Raw genomic sequence first — 16,581 nt, forward strand, 5'->3', positions numbered from 1 at the left:
GCTGGCCTCTCTCTTACCAATTGCACTTATTATCCGAAACCGCGAAGGATTATGGACCCTCTGAATGAAAGTCTGGTCAAATACTATTCGTCCCATGGCGGGTTTGAGTATTGCAGGTCGAAACAAGGCGTTCCCCATTATTTGGTGAAAAATATATGAATGATCAAGATAAGTTAAAGAAAATTGAAGAAGAGTTGAAGAAGTCTTCTGAAGATTTGTTTAAGCCACGTCCGAAAGACATTGAGGAGGAGCTAGCTAAGAAAGATACTTTCGGCTCTCCTGATAATCTCGTGGACCGGAGCGACGAGGAGGAGTAAGCGAGTAGCCCGGATGGAGCGCAGCAGAATCCGGGATACGCATCGCCCCCGCTCCACCTTCCCTCGATCCAGCGCTGCGCGCTGATGGGCATGACAAGATTAGTTGCCATATGGATACGCTGTTGCGATCCAGCAACAAAAAGCCCGCCGGGATGGCGGGCTTTCGTTTGTGTTTGGGGGCTGCTGAAGCATGCCCTCTCCCCCGGCCCCTCTCCCGGCGGGAGAGGGGAGAAAAGCGGGGGCGTTGGATGACTCAGAGGCTTGCGGATTCCGAAGCTTCTGCCGGCTTCCCGGTCTCCTTCGCATAACCATCCTCATCCAGTTCCACAATCGGCATACCCAGTGCCTCCACATCGTCGCGGATGCTGGCGGCGTCGCCGACTACCACGAAGGACAGTTTCTCCGGTTCCAGCAGGTCGGTGATGACCCGGTTCAGGGTCTCGCGGTCGGTTTCCTGCAGGATGGCGTTCTGTTGCGAGCGGTAGTCCAGGGGCAGGTCGTAGGCCAGGATGCGGTTCAGGAGGCCGAGCTTTTTGCCGGGGGTTTCGTACTTGCGCGCTTCCTGCTGGCCGATGGCCGACCGCAGGTAGTCGAACTCGGCCTCGGTCATGCCTTTGCTGTCGAAGTTTTCCAGTTCGGTAATCACCTCGCTCAGTGCGTCGGCGGTGGCGTCCTTGTTGACTTCGGAGCTGAAGGTGTAGAGGCCGCTGTCCGGCTCGCCGCTCAGGTAGGTGCGGGCGCCGTAGGTGTAGCCCTTGTCTTCGCGAAGGTTGAGGTTGATGCGGCTGCTGAAATTGCCGCCCAGCGGGAAGTTGCCCAGGCCGGCCAGGTAGTAGTCTCCCAGCGCATCGTAGGGCAGGGCGTGCTGGCTGGCGCGCAGGCTGGACTGGGCCGCGCCTTCCTTGTTGACCAGGTAAACGGTGCGGCCGTCGATTTCCGGTTTCTGGAAGGCGATGGCCTTGCGAGCGGGTTTGCTGACTTCCAGTTTTGCCAGTCCGTCCAGCGCCTCGACGGTGGTGTCGTGGGGCAGGCTGGTGCTGACGGTGACGCCGCGCAGGTGGGCGGGGAAGTGGGCTTCGTAGTAGCTCTCGATATCGTCGAGAGTGATATTGGCCACTGTGTCCGGCAGGCCGCCCATCGGGTAGCTGAGCGGGTGTTCCGGCCCGCGCATCACGGCGCCCAGGGCGCGGTTTGCCAGGCCCTGCGGGGTCTTGCGGGCCTGTTGCAGGCTCTCCAGGGTCTGCTGCTTGACGCGGCCGAAGTCCTCTTCGGTGAAGTCCGGTTTGAGGATGCGCTCCATCATCAGTGGCATGGCCTGGTCCAGGTGCTTGGCCAGCACCTTGAGCGTAACGCTGGTGTCGTGCTTGCCGGCGCTGACATTGATGGAGGCGCCCAGGCGTTTCAGGGCCTCGGTGAACTCGGCGGCGCTGCGCTCGGTGGTGGCCTCTTCCATCAGGGCGGCGGTCAGCGCAGTGAGACCGGCCTTGCCGCGGGGCTCGTCGCGCTGGCCCACGCCGAACACGGCGCGCACGGTGACCGTGGGTGTCTCGTCGTTCTGCACGGACAACAGGCGCACGCCGTTTGCCAGTTCGCCGTCTTTGATCGCCGGCAGTTCCACCTTCGGGTTGATGCCGGGGGTGGGCTGCACGCTGCGGTCGAAGTCGTCTTTTACCGGGCGCAGTGCCAGGGCCTCGCTGTCGTCGCCGTAGCTTTCGGGAATGGTGCGTTGCCACTCGTAGTTCTGCGGTGCCGCGGCCAGTTCCTTCTTGCCGTTGGGCACGATGCTCAGCAGCACCGAGGGCTTGCCGGCGATGTACTGGTCGAATACCTCCGTAACGTCATCGGTCTCCACGGACAGGTAGGCCTCGATTTCATCGTCGATACCCTTGGGACTGCCGGTGAAGGTTTCGAAGGAAGCCAGTGTGGACACCTTGCCGGACACGGACTCCAGGCCGAACACGCGGCTGGATTCGTAGCCGGCCTTGAATTTGGTCAGGTCGTCCTCGCTGACGCCGCGCTCGGCGAACTCGGTGAGGGTGTTGCGCACCGCCTGTTCCATTTCCGCCAGGGATTCGCCGGAAGCGGGGTTCTGGATCACGATAAACCACATTTCGCAGGCCAGTTCCTTGCAGGAATGGGTGACGCTGGCCTGCACCGCACGACCGGTCTGCACCAGCCGTTGGTAGAGCATGGAATCCTGGCCCTGGCCGAGGATTGCCGCCGCCGCATCGAGTGCGGGCTCGTCTTCGTGGTTGTAGTAGATGGTGGGAATCATCATCGCCAGTGCCGGCAGGTGAATATTGTCCTCGAGGGTGACATAGCGGTCTTCCTCGAGTTCGGCCGGCTGCTTGGGCAGGTCCTTCACTTCCGGGCCGGCGGGGATGGGGCCGAAGTATTTGGCCACCCATTCCAGTGTCTGCGCCCTGTCGATATCGCCACCGATGCTCAGGGTGGCGTTGTTGGGCCCGTACCAGCGCAGGAAAAATCGCTTCAGGTCCTTGAGGTCGGCGCGGTTCAGGTCTTCCATCCAGCCGATTACCGGCCAGGAGTAGGGGTGGCCGTCCGGGTAGGTGGCGGCGTAGAGGGTTTCCAGGGCGCGGCCGTAGGGGCGGTTGTCCACCCGCTGGCCGCGCTCGTTCTTGACCGTCTCGCGCTGCACCTCGAATTTTTTCTCGGTGACCGCGTCCAGGAATATGCCCATGCGGTCGGATTCCAGCCACAGCGCGGTTTCCAGCTGGTTGGCGGGGACCGTTTCGTAGTAGTTGGTGCGGTCGGTGTTGGTGGTGCCGTTCAGGGTGCCGCCGGCCTCCTGGACGATCTTGAAATGCTCCTCATCGGCGACATTTTCCGAGCCCTGGAACATCATGTGCTCGAAGAAGTGGGCGAATCCGGAGCGGCCTGGGTCCTCGCGGTTGGAACCCACGTGGTAGGTCACATCCACATGCGCCAGCGGATCCGAGTGATCCTCGTGCAGGATCACGGTGAGGCCGTTGTCGAGTTTGTATTTGCTGTAGGGGATGGCGATCTCGGCGCCATCGCCGTCGAAGGTCTCCACCAGGGTGACGCCCTCGGGCAGCGTATCCCGTGTCTCGGTGGACGCATCGTCCGGGGATGGTTTCGAGGCCGGCTCCTCCGGCCCCTTGTCGCAGGCTGCGAGCAGCGCGGCGGTGAAGATCAGTGCGATTTTTGTTGGATGCATGGCGATTCAAATCTCCCTTTGTGATGCGTGAATAGGTCGGGACAGTGTCAGGTGATGCGCAACCGCGATTCGGTGCGTCGATAAACCCTGTTTGACCGGTATGAGTATTATTGTTTCCACCAGGCCAGAAATTCCTTTCCTACTGCGTGCTGCGGCAGTGAATGGGATTCCCCTTCTATTTCCTGTTCCTTTTCCATTTCGGTAACCCGGTTATCGGCGGCGGCGAACCAGGCGGCGGGGTCGTCGACACCTTTGTCCAGCGCATCGCCATACAGCGCTGCACTGAACCAGGTGCGCTCGGAATCATCGCCGCAGCCGAAGGAGGTACGGTCCGTCGCGGCGGAGGTGAACACCACCCGCTCGGGGTCGGCCAGTGCCTCTTTCCACAGGCCGGAATAGCAGGCGGAGACCACGATCCATTGGTGGCGCGCCTCCAGGTCGTCCAGCCACTGTCGGCTGTCCGCCACCGACAGGTCGTTCAGCGGTAGCTTCTTTTCGGCCAGCTTGAAGTCCCCGTTGTCGGCGCCGTGGCTGACGAGATGGACGAAAAGCAGGTCCTCTTCCGGGTCCATGGTCGCGTCCAGTGTTTCGAGACTTTCCCGCACACTGGTCCGCGTTGCAAGTGGCAGCCTGTCGCCGCTGCCGTTGCTCAGGCGGAGTTGCCGCTTTTCGATATCGAACACGGTGCCCAGGCGCTGTGCCACCCAGTTCACTTCCCTGGTGAATACCGGGGAAGTGCCGTCGCCGCCCACGATCAGCGCGTAGGTGTCGCGTACGCCGGGGCGCTGCGGTGCCAGCGACTGGAGGGCGGACTGCAGGCGGTCACCCTCGCTGTAGAGACGCGCTTCCACGGCGGCTTTCTCCGGCCGGCCGCTGTTTTGCCAGGCCGCTTTGCTGGGATAGTAGCGGCCGGAGACGAAGTAGCCGCTTTCCTCCTTTGTTTCCCCACTGTCGGTCTCGAGGATACGCACACCCTCGCCATGCGCCTCGCCGTACTCGAAGGTGGCCTGGATGCTGGTGCCGTCCGGGCGTGTGAGCCTGCCCTCACCGTTGTAGTAGCCGTATTCGAAGCCGCCGTCGTAGCGGTAGCCCTGTTCGTCGCGGTAACTGCCCTGTACCAGGTAGCCGTTTTCAAAGGTACCTTCGTAGTGGGCGCCCTCGGCGGTTGTGCGGTGGCCCTCGCCATCCGGCTCCCATTCCCGGAATTCCCCGGTGTAGGAGCCACCCTCCGCCCAGGCGACCGAGCCTTTCAGCAGCTCGCCCTGCCGGAACTGCCCCTGCCAGGTCGTGTCGCCACACTTGTAGTGGCCTTTGCCCTCAAAATCGCCATCCAGGAAGCTCCCTTCGTAGAGGCAATCGTCGGCAAACCGGTAGCGCCCCCAGCCGCTGATCCGGCCCTGCCGGAACTGGCCCCGATACTCGCTGCCATCGGGCCAGGTCAGTGTGCCCTCGCCGTGAAACAGGCCGTCTTCCAGCTCGCCGCTGTAGACGGAACCGTCCGGCAGGGCGGTGCCGCCGGCGAACTGTGTCGGTTCGCAGCCGGTGAGGAGTAGCAACAGGGCGGGGAGGCAGAGGTATTTCATTCCGAAGTCCAGGGTTCCGGTTCCTGAAGCCAGACTACCAAAACGGGTCCGATCCCGCTTCACTGGGGTTTCGCAGAGCTGTAATAGTTGGCCGCTAGTCTGGCAGGTTGTATATCATAGAGGGGGAAACCAACCGTGAACCGATTTACCCGACGCAACTTCATCAAGGCCGCGCTGGCCGCCTCCGGCGGTGTGCTGGTCTCCACGCCGCTGCAGGCCATGACCCGCCCCGACCTGCCCTCCGACGTCACTTTCCCGCACGGGGTGGCCAGCGGCGATCCGCTGGGGGATGCGGTGATCCTCTGGACGCGGGCCGCGCCGGCAGGGGGCGATGACCCGGCGGAGCCGCTGAAGGTGACCTGGGAGCTGGCGCGGGACCGGGAATTCACGGATGTGTTGCGACGCGGTAGCGCCGAGACCCATGCGGGCCGGGACTACACCATCAAGATCGATGTGCAGGGGCTGGAGCCGGCCACGGATTATTACTACCGCTTTGTCGGCGCCGGCGAACAGAGCCCCGTGGGTCGGGCGAAAACCCTGCCCACAGCTGGTGTGGAACAGGTGAAACTGGCGGTATTCTCCTGCTCCAATTATCCCGCCGGCTATTTCAATGCCTACCAGCTCGCCGCACAGCGCGGTGACTGGGACGCGGTGCTGCACCTGGGGGATTACATCTACGAATACCCGGCGGATGGCTACGCCACCGAGCGCTCGGCGGAAATCGGCCGCGCACTGCCGAAAGACAACAGCGGCGAACTGTACACGCTGGCGGATTACCGCAAGCGCTACGCCCTCTACCGCACCGATGCCGGTCTGCAGGCACTGCACGCGGCGGCGCCGTTTATCGCCGTGTGGGACGACCACGAAATCGCCAACGATACCTGGAAGACCGGTGCGGAAAATCACAGCCCGGAAGAGGGCGACTTTTTCGAGCGCCGCGCCGCCGCCGTGCAGGCTTACTACGAATGGCTGCCGATCCGCCCGCCGCAGGGGGATCGCAATCCACAAATCTACCGCAGCTTCCGTTTTGGCGACCTGCTGGACCTGCACATGCTGGATACGCGCGTGATCGGCCGCGACCGACAGATCGACTACGCCGAATACACCAATGAGGACGGCAGCTTCGACGGCCGCGCCTTTGCCGCCGCGCTGGCGGAACCGGGCCGCACCCTATTGGGCCAGAAACAGCGCAACTGGCTGGCGCAGACACTGGAGCAGTCTACCGGCCACTGGCAATTGCTGGGCCAGCAAGTGTTGATGGGCAGGATGCACCTGCCGGCGGAAATCATGCGGAATTTCTTTTCGGGTGATAAGAGCAACGACACCACCGCAGAGCTGGTGGAACTGAAGACGGCCAGCCTGAGAGGCGAGCCGCTGAGCGACAGCCAGCGCGCGCGGCTGGAACAGGTGCTGCCCTACAATCTCGACGCCTGGGACGGCTATGCCGTGGAGCGCGAGGCGCTGTACCGGCATGCGGCCGAGCTGGGCAAGAACCTGGTGGTCGTTGCCGGCGATACCCACAACGCCTGGTGCAACCGGCTGACCGATGATCGCGGTGAAGTAGTGGGAATGGAATTCGCCACACCCAGCGTGTCCTCTCCCGGGATGGAGAATTACCTGAAGCTGGATGAAAAGTCGGCCGGGGAAATGGCCCGCGGCATGTCCGTGCTGATCGACGACCTGCGGTACTGCAACCTGCACCAGCGCGGTTATATGGAGATGACTTTCAACCGGGAAAGTGTGCAGACGGAGTGGAAGTTTATCGACAATATCCACAGTACCGAGTTTGCCGAGGTGGGCAGCCACAGGGTGGTTCACAGCCCGGCCTGATCTACGCTTACTACCAGGTGAAACCCCGTCTCTTGGGTGGCAAAAAAAGCCAGCACCGAAAGGTGCTGGCTTTTTTCTGGCAGGTTTGTGGCCGGTTATCAGAGAGCCCCAAACCGTTTGTTGAACTCCAGGCTCACCGTCCGCGGCGCGCCCTCGATATAGGTGGGGAAACCGAAGGAATTGCCGGTATTGCCCGCATCCATGATGTACTCCTTGTCCAGCAGGTTGCTCGCCGCCAGGTCCAGCGACCAGTTGCGGTCGCTGGCGGCGATGCCGGCGCGCAGCTTGAGCAGGTCCACCGCGTCTTCCTCGAAACGGTTGGCGATATCGAAATACACCGAGGAGCGGTAGCTCCAGCTGCCACTGCTGGTAAACAGCAGGCCGCTGTTGATGGGGGTTTCATACAGGTAGCTGACGGCGCCGGTCAGTTCCGGCTGCAGGCGGAACTGGTTGCCGGCATAGCTGCCGTTGGTGGCGTCGTCGTCGATGCCGGCATCGATCCAGGCGGCGTTGGCCATCAGTGTCAGTTTTTCCGAAGCGTTCCAGCGCAGGTCCGCCTCGATACCGGTATTGGTGGCGGAGCCGGCGTTCTCGGTGCGCGCTTGGCCGCTTTCCTCGTCGATCACGTTGACCTGGAAGTTGTCGTAGTTCTGGTAGAAGAGCGCCACCGAGTAATCCAGTGGCGTGTCCATCAGGCGCCCCTTGAGGCCGATCTCGTAGTTGTCGATTTCCTCGGCGGGTACGATGCTCTCCACGCCGGAGGACATTTCGATGACTTCCGCGCGCTCGCCGCGGGAGACGGTGCCGTAGGCATTGAGGCTGTCATTGAGCGCGTAGAGCAGGTTGAAGCGCGGCAGTACCGGGGAGCCATCCGTATCGCCGCTGATGCTTTCGTCGGCTGTGTCCAGGATCAGGCCGTTGAACAGGTTACTGTCGATGCCCTGGGAGGCCAGGATGGTGGAGGCGGGCATATTGCTGCGGTAGCTGGATTCCCGTTCCTCTTCCATCAGGCGTACGCCGACGGTGGCCTCCAGTTTGTCCGTTGCCTGGTAGGAGACATCGGCGAAGAGGTTCAGGTTGTTGTTGTCGGCGCGGTTTTCGTAGTACCCCTCATAGGGCAGGGCGGATACGGCGCCGCCGGTCAGCGCGGCGGTGGCATTCGGCTCACAGCCCTCGACACCCGGCAGGGCACCGGAGCAGCTGAGGAACAGGCCCTCTTCGGAGGCGAAGCCGACAAACTGCGCTGCTTCCTCCTGGAAATAGCTGGCGCCGACAAAGCCGTTTACACGGTCGCCGCTGAAATTCAGACGCAGCTCATGGCTGCTCTGGTCGCCGCTGGCGTCCTCGGAGAAATTCAGGAACTCGTAACGGGTGCCGTCCGCATCGAAAGCCTCGAGGGAATCGTAGTCCCGGTGCGCGCCGATATAGGTCAGCGCCAGGCTGTCGTTGATATCCCAGGAGACGGTCGCGTTGAAATCCTTCACGGTGCGGTCGACGCCGATATCGTCCATGCCCAGTACATCGTTGTCCGGCACGCTCAGGGAGGCGTTGTCGGTGAACAGTACCGACTCGTTGACGAAGGCGGTACCCGGGTCCTCGGCCTTGTCGTAGTTGTAGACCAGGTCGATGGTCAGGTCGTCGCTGGGTGCAATGCGCAGGCTGGGGCGGTAGGCGGTGCGCTCGTAGCCGTTCAGGTCGGCCTCGTCGCTGGTGTTTTCCACAGTGCCGTCGCGCTCGCGGGAAACGAGGGCCAGGCGCCCCTGCACTATCTCGCCACCGCCGGTCACCATGCCTTCCACCTCGCGCATGCCGTAATCGCCGGCGCCGACGCTCAGTTCCGAGGCAAATTCCCGCTGCGGCTTGGCGGTGATGAAGCTCATGGCGCCGATGGAGGCGGCGGTACCGAACAGCGTGGCCTGGGGGCCCTTGACCACCTCGATGCGCTCCATATCGTAAACCTCGAAGTAGGAGGCGCGGGAGCGGGACACGTCGGTGCCGTTCAGATACACCGAAACCCGCGCGGCGCCGGGCGCGCTGCCGTCATCGGAGGTGATGCCGCGAATCACGTAGCCGTTGTTATTGACGCTCTGCTGTTGCACCACCAGTCCGGGCACCAGGTCCGAGAGGCTGTCGAAGCGATCGACGCCCAGGGTATCCAGTGTTTCGCCGTCCAGGCTGCTGATGGTCATCGGCACATCCGCGATCGATTGCTCGCGCTTCTGTGCGGTGACGATGACTTCCTCGATATTCTGCGGCCCGCTCTGCTGCGCAGCGACGGGGGTGGATATCAGGCAGGCGAGGGCGGTGAGGGGAAATGTCCGTTTTACTATTCTGCTCATGGCAACTCCAGCTTCGGTTTGCGACTGTTGACAAGCTGGATACTAGTGCCGGATTGATACGGTAATATGACCGGCCTGTGACGGTGCCTTTTCCCGATTGCCACAGGATGTGAAAAATGGATGCATCGGCACGTTTGTTTGCCTGGTCCGCCTGCGGGATCGGTTTGTTGCAGGGCCAATGGCTAGTGGTCCATGCGGTAAGTTTTGTAACACTACCTCTTCGCCACAGGCCCCAGTGCTGCGTTGAAAAAGCTTGAATTAGCGCTGCTAGTCCTGCGCTTTTTCGCCTTGCCCTGGAACCCGTGGCTGTGAGCTAGAGTCACCGAATTTACCGCATGAACCACTAGAGTACCAAATCTGTAGCCATGTAAATTTCCGCACCGCAAAAAATTGAATTTTCACTCCGATCGTCCATAGTCACAGTGAAATGATAAGAAGAAGGTGAGAATCATGGCTCTCGATTACGCGCTCCTCGATGTCTTCGCCGATGCACCATTCCAGGGCACGCAGATCCCGGTGATCGACCTGGATGGAAAGACGCTCGACGACGATACCCGCATGGCCATCGCCAGCGAGTTCCAGCAGACCCAGACGGTGTTTATGGAACCGGGCAACAGCGCCGTGCCGGCGACTGTCTGGAGTGGCAGGGGACGGGAATTGTTCGGTGCCCACACCATCCTGGCTGCCTCCCACGCGGCCTGTGAAATGGGCCTGGCAAAGGACGAGGGCAGTTTTGCCTCCTTCCTGCTGAAGCAGAACGACCAGTTGATCGAGAGCTTTATCGACAAGGGAAAAGATGGCCCCGGTTCCATCCAGTTCGCCCGCACCCTGAGCCCCACCATCGATCGCTATACGCCGGAAATCCCGCGCCTGGCGGCGGCGTTGAATATCGACGAAAAACATATCGTCTTCAGCAAGTACCGGCCGCTGGTGGTGAGTGTGGACACCCCCACCCTGATCGTGCCCTTCACCCGCCCGGAGCATGTGATGGCGGCCAGCCTGAACCCGGATCATTGGGCGGAATTGTGCGGCGATGTATACACCTCGGAGCTGTTCCTGTTTGCTCCGGGGTCGATTACCGGCTCCTCCCTGTTCCACGGTCGCCTAGTCAACCCGGAGACACCCCGCGGTTCCTTCCCGCCCATCGGCAATGTGATGCCGGAATTCATCGCCTATCTGGCGGAGCAGCCGGACACGGCTCCCGGCACCCACACCTTCGCCGTCGACCGCGGCAGCGAGCGCACGCGCAAGAGTGTGCTGCATGCGGAGTTCGACAAGAAGCCGGGCCGGGAGGTGCGCTGCCGTATCGGCGGCAATGTGATCAAGATTGGCACGGGGTCGCTGCTGTACCCCTGATCAGAGCTTTTCCAGATAGGAACTGCGGCCCAGCTGCCGTACCTGTCGGTCGATATCCGCTGCGCGGCTGCGTACATAACGCGACGGCGCGCGGGCGGACATGCGCCTGGGGTTTGGCAGTACCGCGGCCATCAGGCCCGCCTGCCAGCGGTCGATATGAATGGCGTGGATGCCGAAAAAGTTCTTCGCCGCCGCCTGGGCACCGTAAACCCCCTCGCCGAATTCGGCGATATTCAGGTAGATCTCCAGAATCCGCTCCTTGGGCCACAGCAGTTCCATCAGCAGGGTGAACCAGGCCTCCAGCCCCTTGCGCAGGTAACTGCGCCCATTCCACAGGAACAGGTTCTTGGCCGTCTGCTGGGTGATGGTGCTGGCGCCGCGTGGGCGTTTGCGGTTTTCCTCCAGGGCCTTTTTCAGGGAGGCGAAATCGAAGCCGTGGTGCCGGGGGAATTTCTGGTCCTCGGCGGCGATAACGGCCATCTGCAGGTGGGGGGAGATCTTCTCCAGCGGTTGCCAATCACACTGCGCCTGTCGGTCGTTCTGTTGCTGCCAGGCCAGGATCACCATGGAGGAGGGCGGATCTACCCAGCGCAGCGCCAGAACCAGCAGGGCCGTGGTCGCAGCCAATAAAATGCCGAGCCACAGACAGGCTTTGAGGATGCGTTTCAGGAATCGGGACATGGCGCTGACTGCTGGTGTTCCGGGTTCGCGTTCTGGGATTCCTCTTGTCGGTGCGGGTTCCGGTAACTTGGGTTTCGGGGCCCATCCTGTGAAACCGTTACCGAACCTCGACCGCGTAGCGCCCCTGCGCGCCCAGCTCCCCGATCGGTGCCAGTTCCAGGCCCTGCTCCCGCGCGCTGGCGAGAAACGCCGCTTCGCCCTCCGGCGTCACCGCCACCAGCAGGCCGCCGCTGGTCTGCGGATCGCACAGCAGCGCCCGCTGCGCCTCGGCAAAGGGCGCGATGCGCCGGCCGTAGCTGTCGAAGTTGCGGTGGGTACCGCCGGGCACACAGCCCTGTTCCAGGTAGTGGTCCACCCCGGCCAGGCGCGGCACGGCGGCGTAGTCGATACGCGCGCTGAGACCGCTGCCGTCGGCCATCTCCACCAGGTGGCCGAGCAGGCCGAAGCCGGTGACATCGGTCATGGCTTTCACTCCCTCCAGCCGGGCGAAATGGCTGCCGGCCTTGTTCAGGGTACACATCCGGTCGCGCGCCAGGCCGATATCCTGTTCGCGTAGCTTGCCCTGTTTTTCCGCGGTGGTGAGCACGCCGATGCCCAGTGGCTTGGTCAGGTACAGGCGGCAGCCTTCGGTAGCGCTGTCGTTGCGTTTCAGGAAGCGTTTCTCCACCGCGCCGGTTACCGCCAGGCCGAAAATGGGTTCCGGTGAGTCGATGGAGTGGCCGCCGGCCAGCGGGATGCCCGCCTCGTCGCAGATGGCGCGGCCGCCGCGGATCACCTCGCGCGCCACTTCGGGCGGCAGCAGGTTCACCGGCCAGCCGAGAATGGCGATGGCCATCAGTGGATCGCCGCCCATGGCGTAGATATCGCTGATGGCATTGGTGGCGGCGATGCGGCCGAAATCGTATGGATCGTCCACGATGGGCATGAAGAAGTCGGTGGTGGAGATGACCCCGCGCTCCCCGTCGATGGCGTAGACCGCGGCGTCGTCCCGCGAGGCGTTGCCGACCCACAGGTTCGGGTCCAGGTTCTGGGCGCCGCTGCCGGCGAGCATGACTTCCAGCACCTCGGGCGAAATCTTGCAGCCGCAGCCGGCGCCGTGGCTGTACTGGGTGAGGCGGATCTTCTCGGTCATTGGGCTTCCTGGGGTGACTCGGGAAAACGGGATAATAACAAAGGCGGGGGATGGTGCCGGGGCCCCATATACAAAAACGGCCACCGCAGTGGTGGCCTTTTTGGTATATGGCCCGCCCCAGAGGATTCGAACCTCTGACCTTCGCCTCCGGAGGGCGACGCTCTATCCAGCTGAGCTAGGGGCGGATCGCTGCCGGCACAACGCCGGCGCGGACGCGGGATTATACAGAAGGGGAGGGGGCCGGGAAAGCGGATTGCGGTAATAGAGGTGATGGGGAATGGCGCCCTTCGCACTGGGCGGCTCAATGCTTATAATGCGCCGCTGGTAGAGGTATGCGGCACTGGCGCCGGTAGTCTACGGGCCGATAAATGGCCTTCAGGGGGAATGAATGAAAAGTATTTTGAGTATTGCGGCGGTCCTGACTGTTGGGGCGGCCGCTGCAATGGCGCAGTCGGTGGATGAGGAAATCGCCGAGCGCATCGCGCCCGCGGGCGAGACCTGCATGCAGGGGGACGAGTGTGCCGCGGCGGCACCGGCGGCCAGCGACTCCGGCGGCGGCGCGCGCTCCGGCAAGGAGGTGTACGACGCCTCCTGCCATACCTGCCACGCCACCGGCACGGCCGGCGCACCCAAGCTCGGCGATGCCGATGCCTGGGCGCCGCGGATCGGCAAGGGGATGGATACGCTCTACACCCACGCGATTCAGGGCTTCAACGCCATGCCGGCCAAGGGGCTTTGTATGGATTGCAGCGAGGACGAGGTGAAGGCCGCTGTGGATTACATGACGGAAAACAGCCAGTAGGAACCTGCCTGCAGGCGAAAAAGGCCGCTCAAAGAGCGGCCTTTTTTGTAGATGATCATAGGGTATCTTGTGATTTTCCTGTGGATATTCTGTTGATTTTTGTGGGCGGTCGAGCGCGAGTATCGCCCCAGGCGGGGTTTGTTACCGTGTCGTAGGTGGAGGGAGCTGCGCGAAGCCCAACTGAGCCGTAGGGTGTGCCGTCAGTCGAACATGCTCAGCAGCGACCCCAGCGTTTCCTCCCCCTTGGCCTGGTTCTGCTCCGGCGTCGCCTGGCCGAAGCCCTCCAGTTCCACATCCTCCTCGGGCAACTCTTCGAGAAAGCGACTGGGGGTGGTGTCGTGGCTTTCGCCGAACATCTTGCGTTTGCCGGCCAGGGTCATGGTCAGGGTGCGCTGGGCGCGGGTGATGCCCACGTAGGTGAGGCGGCGCTCCTCCTGGATATTGTCGTCCTCGATGCTGTTGCGGTGCGGCAGCAGGTTTTCTTCCATGCCGATCATGAACACATGGGGAAACTCCAGGCCCTTGGCGGCGTGCAGGGTCATCAGGCTGACCTTGTCGGTGGCTTCCTCTTCTTCCTGACGGTCGAGCATGTCCCGGAGGATCAGCTTGGAGATGGCCTGCTCCATGCGCACGTCCTGTTCCAGCTCGTCGTCGCTGCCCTCCATGGTCTTGTTGAGGCTTTCCAGCAGCCAGTAGACGTTCTCCATGCGCCGCTCGGCGACTTTCTCGCTGCTGGCGTTCTGGGAGAGCCAGCCGGCGTAGTCGATATCCTCGAGCATCTCGCGCAGGGCGGCGTCGGGGCTGTTCTCGCGGCAGTTGCGCTGCACGCCTTCCAGCCACAGGGCGAAGCGGTTGAGACGCTCGTAGCCCTGCTCGTTGATATGCTCTTTGAAGCCGATCTCGCCGCAGGCGCTGAGCATCGATACCTCGCGGCCCTTGGCGTAGTTGCCCAGCGCTTCCAGCGTGCTGGTGCCTATCTGCCGACGCGGGGTATTGATGATGCGCAGGAAGGCGTTGTCGTCATCCGGGTTGACCAGCAGGCGCAGGTAGGCCATCACATCCTTGATTTCGGCGCGGGCGAAGAAGCTGGTGCCGCCGGACATCTGGTAGGGAATCTGGTGTTCCTGCAGTTTCATTTCCAGTAGGCGTGCCTGGTGGTTGCCGCGGTAGAGCACGGCGAAGTCCATGAACTTGCAGCCGCGGTGGGATTTCTGCAGGAATATCTCGTTGGCGACGCGCTCGGCCTCTTCGTTCTCGTTGCCCACCTTGAGCACGCGGATCTCGTCGCCGAGGCCGCGGTCGGACCAGAGCGCCTTGTCGAACTCGTGCGGGTTGTGGGCGATCAGGTGGTTGGCCACCTTGAGGATGCGGCTGGTAGAGCGGTAGTTCTGCTCCAGCTTGATCAGGCGCAGGTTGGGGAAGTCCTGCTTGAGCAGGCTCATGTTCTCCGGTCGCGCGCCGCGCCAGGCGTAGATAGACTGGTCGTCGTCGCCCACCACGGTGAGGCCGCCGCGGCCGCCCACCAGCAGTTTCACCAGCAGGTACTGGGAGTTGTTGGTGTCCTGGTACTCGTCCACCAGCAGGTAGCGGATCTTGCGGCGCCAGCGCTGCAGCAGTTCCGGGTCGGAATCGAACAGCTGTACCGGCAGCAGGATCAGGTCGTCAAAGTCCACCGCGTTGTAGGCCTTCAGCGCGTCGCAGTAGCGGCCGTAGGCGATGGCGACGGCCTGTTCGCCGGCGCTCTGGGCCTGCTCCAGCGCCCGGCGCGGGGTGAGCATATCGTTCTTCCAGTTGGAGATCTGGTTCTGCACCCGATCCAGCAGGTCCGTGTCCAGGTCGCCGTCGCGCAGCATCAGCTCCTTGATCAGGCCGCGGGCGTCCTCGGCGTCGAAGATGGAGAAGCCGGGCTTGAAGCCGGCGGCGCGATATTCCTGGCGCAGGATGTTCAGGCCCAGGTTGTGGAAGGTGGATACGGTGAGGCCGTGGCTAGCCCTGGATTTCTTGCCGTCCGGGCCCTTGATCAGCTTGCCGACACGCTCCTTCATCTCCCGCGCCGCCTTGTTGGTGAAGGTCAGGGCGGCGATATTGCGCGCCTTGTAGTCGCACTCCTCGATCAGGTAGGCGATCTTGCGCGTGATCACGCTGGTCTTGCCGGAGCCGGCGCCGGCCAGTACCAGGCAGGGGCCGTCGATATACTTCACCGCCTCCGCCTGGCGGGGGTTCAGCTTGGTCATTCGGGGCTACATCTCGGGTTGGCGTTGAGGCGGGGATTCTACCAGTGTTGAGCGCGGCGCTGGCCTGGTATCTGCTATCGGCCGGCCTTTCGCCATAGTCTGCTGTTGTACCGCGGGAGCGCGTGGCACTTGCGGCGTCTTCGTTTTATATTGGCGCTTGAACGCGAACGAATGATAACGAGAAGCTCCGAACATGAAGCCATCCGCGCTGTCCCTGGTCGAGAAATCCAAGAGCGAGACCGCCTTCGGCCGCCTGATGCATTTCTGGCGCAAGGTCTGCGGCCTGTCCCAGGAGCAGTTGTCCGGCCCGCTGGGGGTGTCCACCCGCCATATCAGCTTTCTCGAGACCGGTCGCTCGAAACCCTCGCGTATCGTGGTGCAGACGCTGGCGGATATCTTCGAGCTGTCGGCCCGGGACCGCGCCTACCTGTTTGAAGCCGCCGGTTTTGCCACCGACCAGTCGCTGTTCGACAGCCCGGAACTGGCGGAGTGGCTGCACAAATCCATGCGCGTGGCACTGGAGCGCAGCGAGCCCTCGCCGGCGTTCGTGCACGACAGCTACGGCCGTCTGCTGGCGGTCAATCGCGCCTGGCTGGCGTTCTTCCTGCCGCGGGTGGATCCGGCCCTGCTGGAAAATGATGCCAATATCTACGAGCTGATGATGAACCCCAGAGGCCTGCGCCCGCTGATGCACAACGGCATGGCGCTGGCCGCGGGTCTGGCGCTGTATATCACCATGGAGACGCTGCAGGGGGACGACCCGGAGGGCTGGGCGCTGCTGGAGCGGCTGCAGGCGTCCGGATCCATTCCCGACGGCTGGGAAAAACTGAGCAAACGGCTGCTGCATACCAGTGACTACCCGGTCTTGCTGATGGCCGATGGCGGTGTCTGCCCGCTGACGGTGTACAACGATACCCTCTCCACGGCCTCGCAACTGGTACATCCGCGCCTGTTGATCGGCCGCATCTACCGCGACGACGGCGCGCCGCTGCTGGACGAGGTGGCGTTGGCGGCGGTGCCGGCGGAGCACCCGCTGTTGTTCCGCGGTCTCTGATTGCCGCTGCCCGATCCGGTCCTATCGCAAATTGCCCGAAATATTACCTCTGAA

Annotated in this window: 11 protein-coding genes and 1 tRNA gene; 5 read left to right on the forward strand and 7 right to left on the reverse strand. The window is 62.8% G+C overall.

Translation table 11 applies throughout. The annotated features are described in order from the left end of the window. Positions 1–155: 155 nt before the first annotated feature. Entirely contained in the window at positions 156–317 is a 162-nt protein-coding gene (locus OQE62_RS08445; RefSeq protein WP_265721582.1) for a hypothetical protein, read from the forward strand. A 253-nt stretch (positions 318–570) separates the two neighbouring features. On the opposite strand, the gene OQE62_RS08450 is transcribed toward OQE62_RS08445, so the two are convergent. Both OQE62_RS08450 and OQE62_RS08455 read right to left on the reverse strand, forming a co-directional pair. Continuing rightward, the gene (locus OQE62_RS08450; protein WP_265721583.1) at positions 571–3,516 is read right to left on the reverse strand and encodes a M16 family metallopeptidase; all 2,946 of its coding nucleotides are present in this window, start codon (positions 3,514–3,516) and stop codon (positions 571–573) included. 107 nt (positions 3,517–3,623) lie between these two features. Next, positions 3,624–5,099 carry a C13 family peptidase gene (locus tag OQE62_RS08455; RefSeq protein ID WP_265721584.1) on the reverse strand — a complete coding sequence of 492 codons (1,476 nt, stop codon included), beginning with the start codon at positions 5,097–5,099 and terminating at the stop codon, positions 3,624–3,626. A 135-nt stretch (positions 5,100–5,234) separates the two neighbouring features. On the opposite strand from OQE62_RS08455, the gene OQE62_RS08460 reads away from it, so the two are divergent. Then, the gene (locus tag OQE62_RS08460) at positions 5,235–6,929 is read left to right on the forward strand and encodes an alkaline phosphatase D family protein (protein ID WP_265721585.1); all 1,695 of its coding nucleotides are present in this window, start codon (positions 5,235–5,237) and stop codon (positions 6,927–6,929) included. 98 nt (positions 6,930–7,027) lie between these two features. Here the strand turns inward: OQE62_RS08460 and OQE62_RS08465 are convergent, their stop codons facing one another. Continuing rightward, positions 7,028–9,268, reverse strand: a complete 2,241-nt coding sequence (locus OQE62_RS08465) for a TonB-dependent receptor (protein ID WP_265721586.1) — start codon at positions 9,266–9,268, stop codon at positions 7,028–7,030. Between the two features lie 450 nt (positions 9,269–9,718). Here OQE62_RS08465 and OQE62_RS08470 point away from each other — a divergent pair, with 450 nt between their 5' ends. Further along, positions 9,719–10,624 carry a PhzF family phenazine biosynthesis protein gene (locus OQE62_RS08470; RefSeq protein ID WP_265721587.1) on the forward strand — a complete coding sequence of 302 codons (906 nt, stop codon included), beginning with the start codon at positions 9,719–9,721 and terminating at the stop codon, positions 10,622–10,624. Here OQE62_RS08470 and mtgA read toward each other — a convergent pair whose 3' ends face one another. From mtgA to OQE62_RS08485, 3 genes are all read right to left on the reverse strand, one after another. After that, positions 10,625–11,305: a monofunctional biosynthetic peptidoglycan transglycosylase gene (gene mtgA / locus OQE62_RS08475; RefSeq protein ID WP_265721588.1), complete on the reverse strand. Its 681-nt coding sequence runs from the start codon at positions 11,303–11,305 to the stop codon at positions 10,625–10,627. It lies immediately after the preceding gene. A 97-nt stretch (positions 11,306–11,402) separates the two neighbouring features. Continuing rightward, a complete protein-coding gene (gene selD, locus OQE62_RS08480; RefSeq protein WP_265721589.1) occupies positions 11,403–12,437 on the reverse strand; it encodes a selenide, water dikinase SelD in 1,035 nt (344 codons plus the stop codon). A gap of 108 nt (positions 12,438–12,545) precedes the next feature. Next, positions 12,546–12,622 (reverse strand) — tRNA-Arg (locus OQE62_RS08485). 203 nt (positions 12,623–12,825) lie between these two features. On the opposite strand from OQE62_RS08485, the gene OQE62_RS08490 reads away from it, so the two are divergent. Then, the gene (locus tag OQE62_RS08490; protein ID WP_265721590.1) at positions 12,826–13,239 is read left to right on the forward strand and encodes a c-type cytochrome; all 414 of its coding nucleotides are present in this window, start codon (positions 12,826–12,828) and stop codon (positions 13,237–13,239) included. A 200-nt stretch (positions 13,240–13,439) separates the two neighbouring features. Here the strand turns inward: OQE62_RS08490 and rep are convergent, their stop codons facing one another. Continuing rightward, positions 13,440–15,473: a DNA helicase Rep gene (rep, locus tag OQE62_RS08495; RefSeq protein ID WP_265721591.1), complete on the reverse strand. Its 2,034-nt coding sequence runs from the start codon at positions 15,471–15,473 to the stop codon at positions 13,440–13,442. A gap of 193 nt (positions 15,474–15,666) precedes the next feature. Between rep and OQE62_RS08500 the strand changes: the two genes are divergently transcribed. Then, the gene (locus tag OQE62_RS08500) at positions 15,667–16,527 is read left to right on the forward strand and encodes a helix-turn-helix domain-containing protein (RefSeq protein WP_265721592.1); all 861 of its coding nucleotides are present in this window, start codon (positions 15,667–15,669) and stop codon (positions 16,525–16,527) included. Positions 16,528–16,581 lie beyond the last annotated feature (54 nt).

Origin of the sequence: Microbulbifer halophilus, assembly GCF_026183675.1 — a bacterium.
GTDB lineage: Bacteria > Pseudomonadota > Gammaproteobacteria > Pseudomonadales > Cellvibrionaceae > Microbulbifer > Microbulbifer halophilus.

What these genes read in the sequence shown, in the direction of transcription:
- OQE62_RS08445 (WP_265721582.1), top strand. Translation starts at nt 156, where the DNA reads ATGAATGATCAAGATAAGTTAAAGAAAATTGAAGAAGAGTTGAAGAAG.
- OQE62_RS08450 (WP_265721583.1), bottom strand. Translation starts at nt 3,516, where the DNA reads ATGCATCCAACAAAAATCGCACTGATCTTCACCGCCGCGCTGCTCGCA.
- OQE62_RS08455 (WP_265721584.1), bottom strand. Translation starts at nt 5,099, where the DNA reads ATGAAATACCTCTGCCTCCCCGCCCTGTTGCTACTCCTCACCGGCTGC.
- OQE62_RS08465 (WP_265721586.1), bottom strand. Translation starts at nt 9,268, where the DNA reads ATGAGCAGAATAGTAAAACGGACATTTCCCCTCACCGCCCTCGCCTGC.
- OQE62_RS08470 (WP_265721587.1), top strand. Translation starts at nt 9,719, where the DNA reads ATGGCTCTCGATTACGCGCTCCTCGATGTCTTCGCCGATGCACCATTC.
- mtgA (WP_265721588.1), bottom strand. Translation starts at nt 11,305, where the DNA reads ATGTCCCGATTCCTGAAACGCATCCTCAAAGCCTGTCTGTGGCTCGGC.
- selD (WP_265721589.1), bottom strand. Translation starts at nt 12,437, where the DNA reads ATGACCGAGAAGATCCGCCTCACCCAGTACAGCCACGGCGCCGGCTGC.
- OQE62_RS08490 (WP_265721590.1), top strand. Translation starts at nt 12,826, where the DNA reads ATGAAAAGTATTTTGAGTATTGCGGCGGTCCTGACTGTTGGGGCGGCC.
- rep (WP_265721591.1), bottom strand. Translation starts at nt 15,473, where the DNA reads ATGACCAAGCTGAACCCCCGCCAGGCGGAGGCGGTGAAGTATATCGAC.
- OQE62_RS08500 (WP_265721592.1), top strand. Translation starts at nt 15,667, where the DNA reads ATGAAGCCATCCGCGCTGTCCCTGGTCGAGAAATCCAAGAGCGAGACC.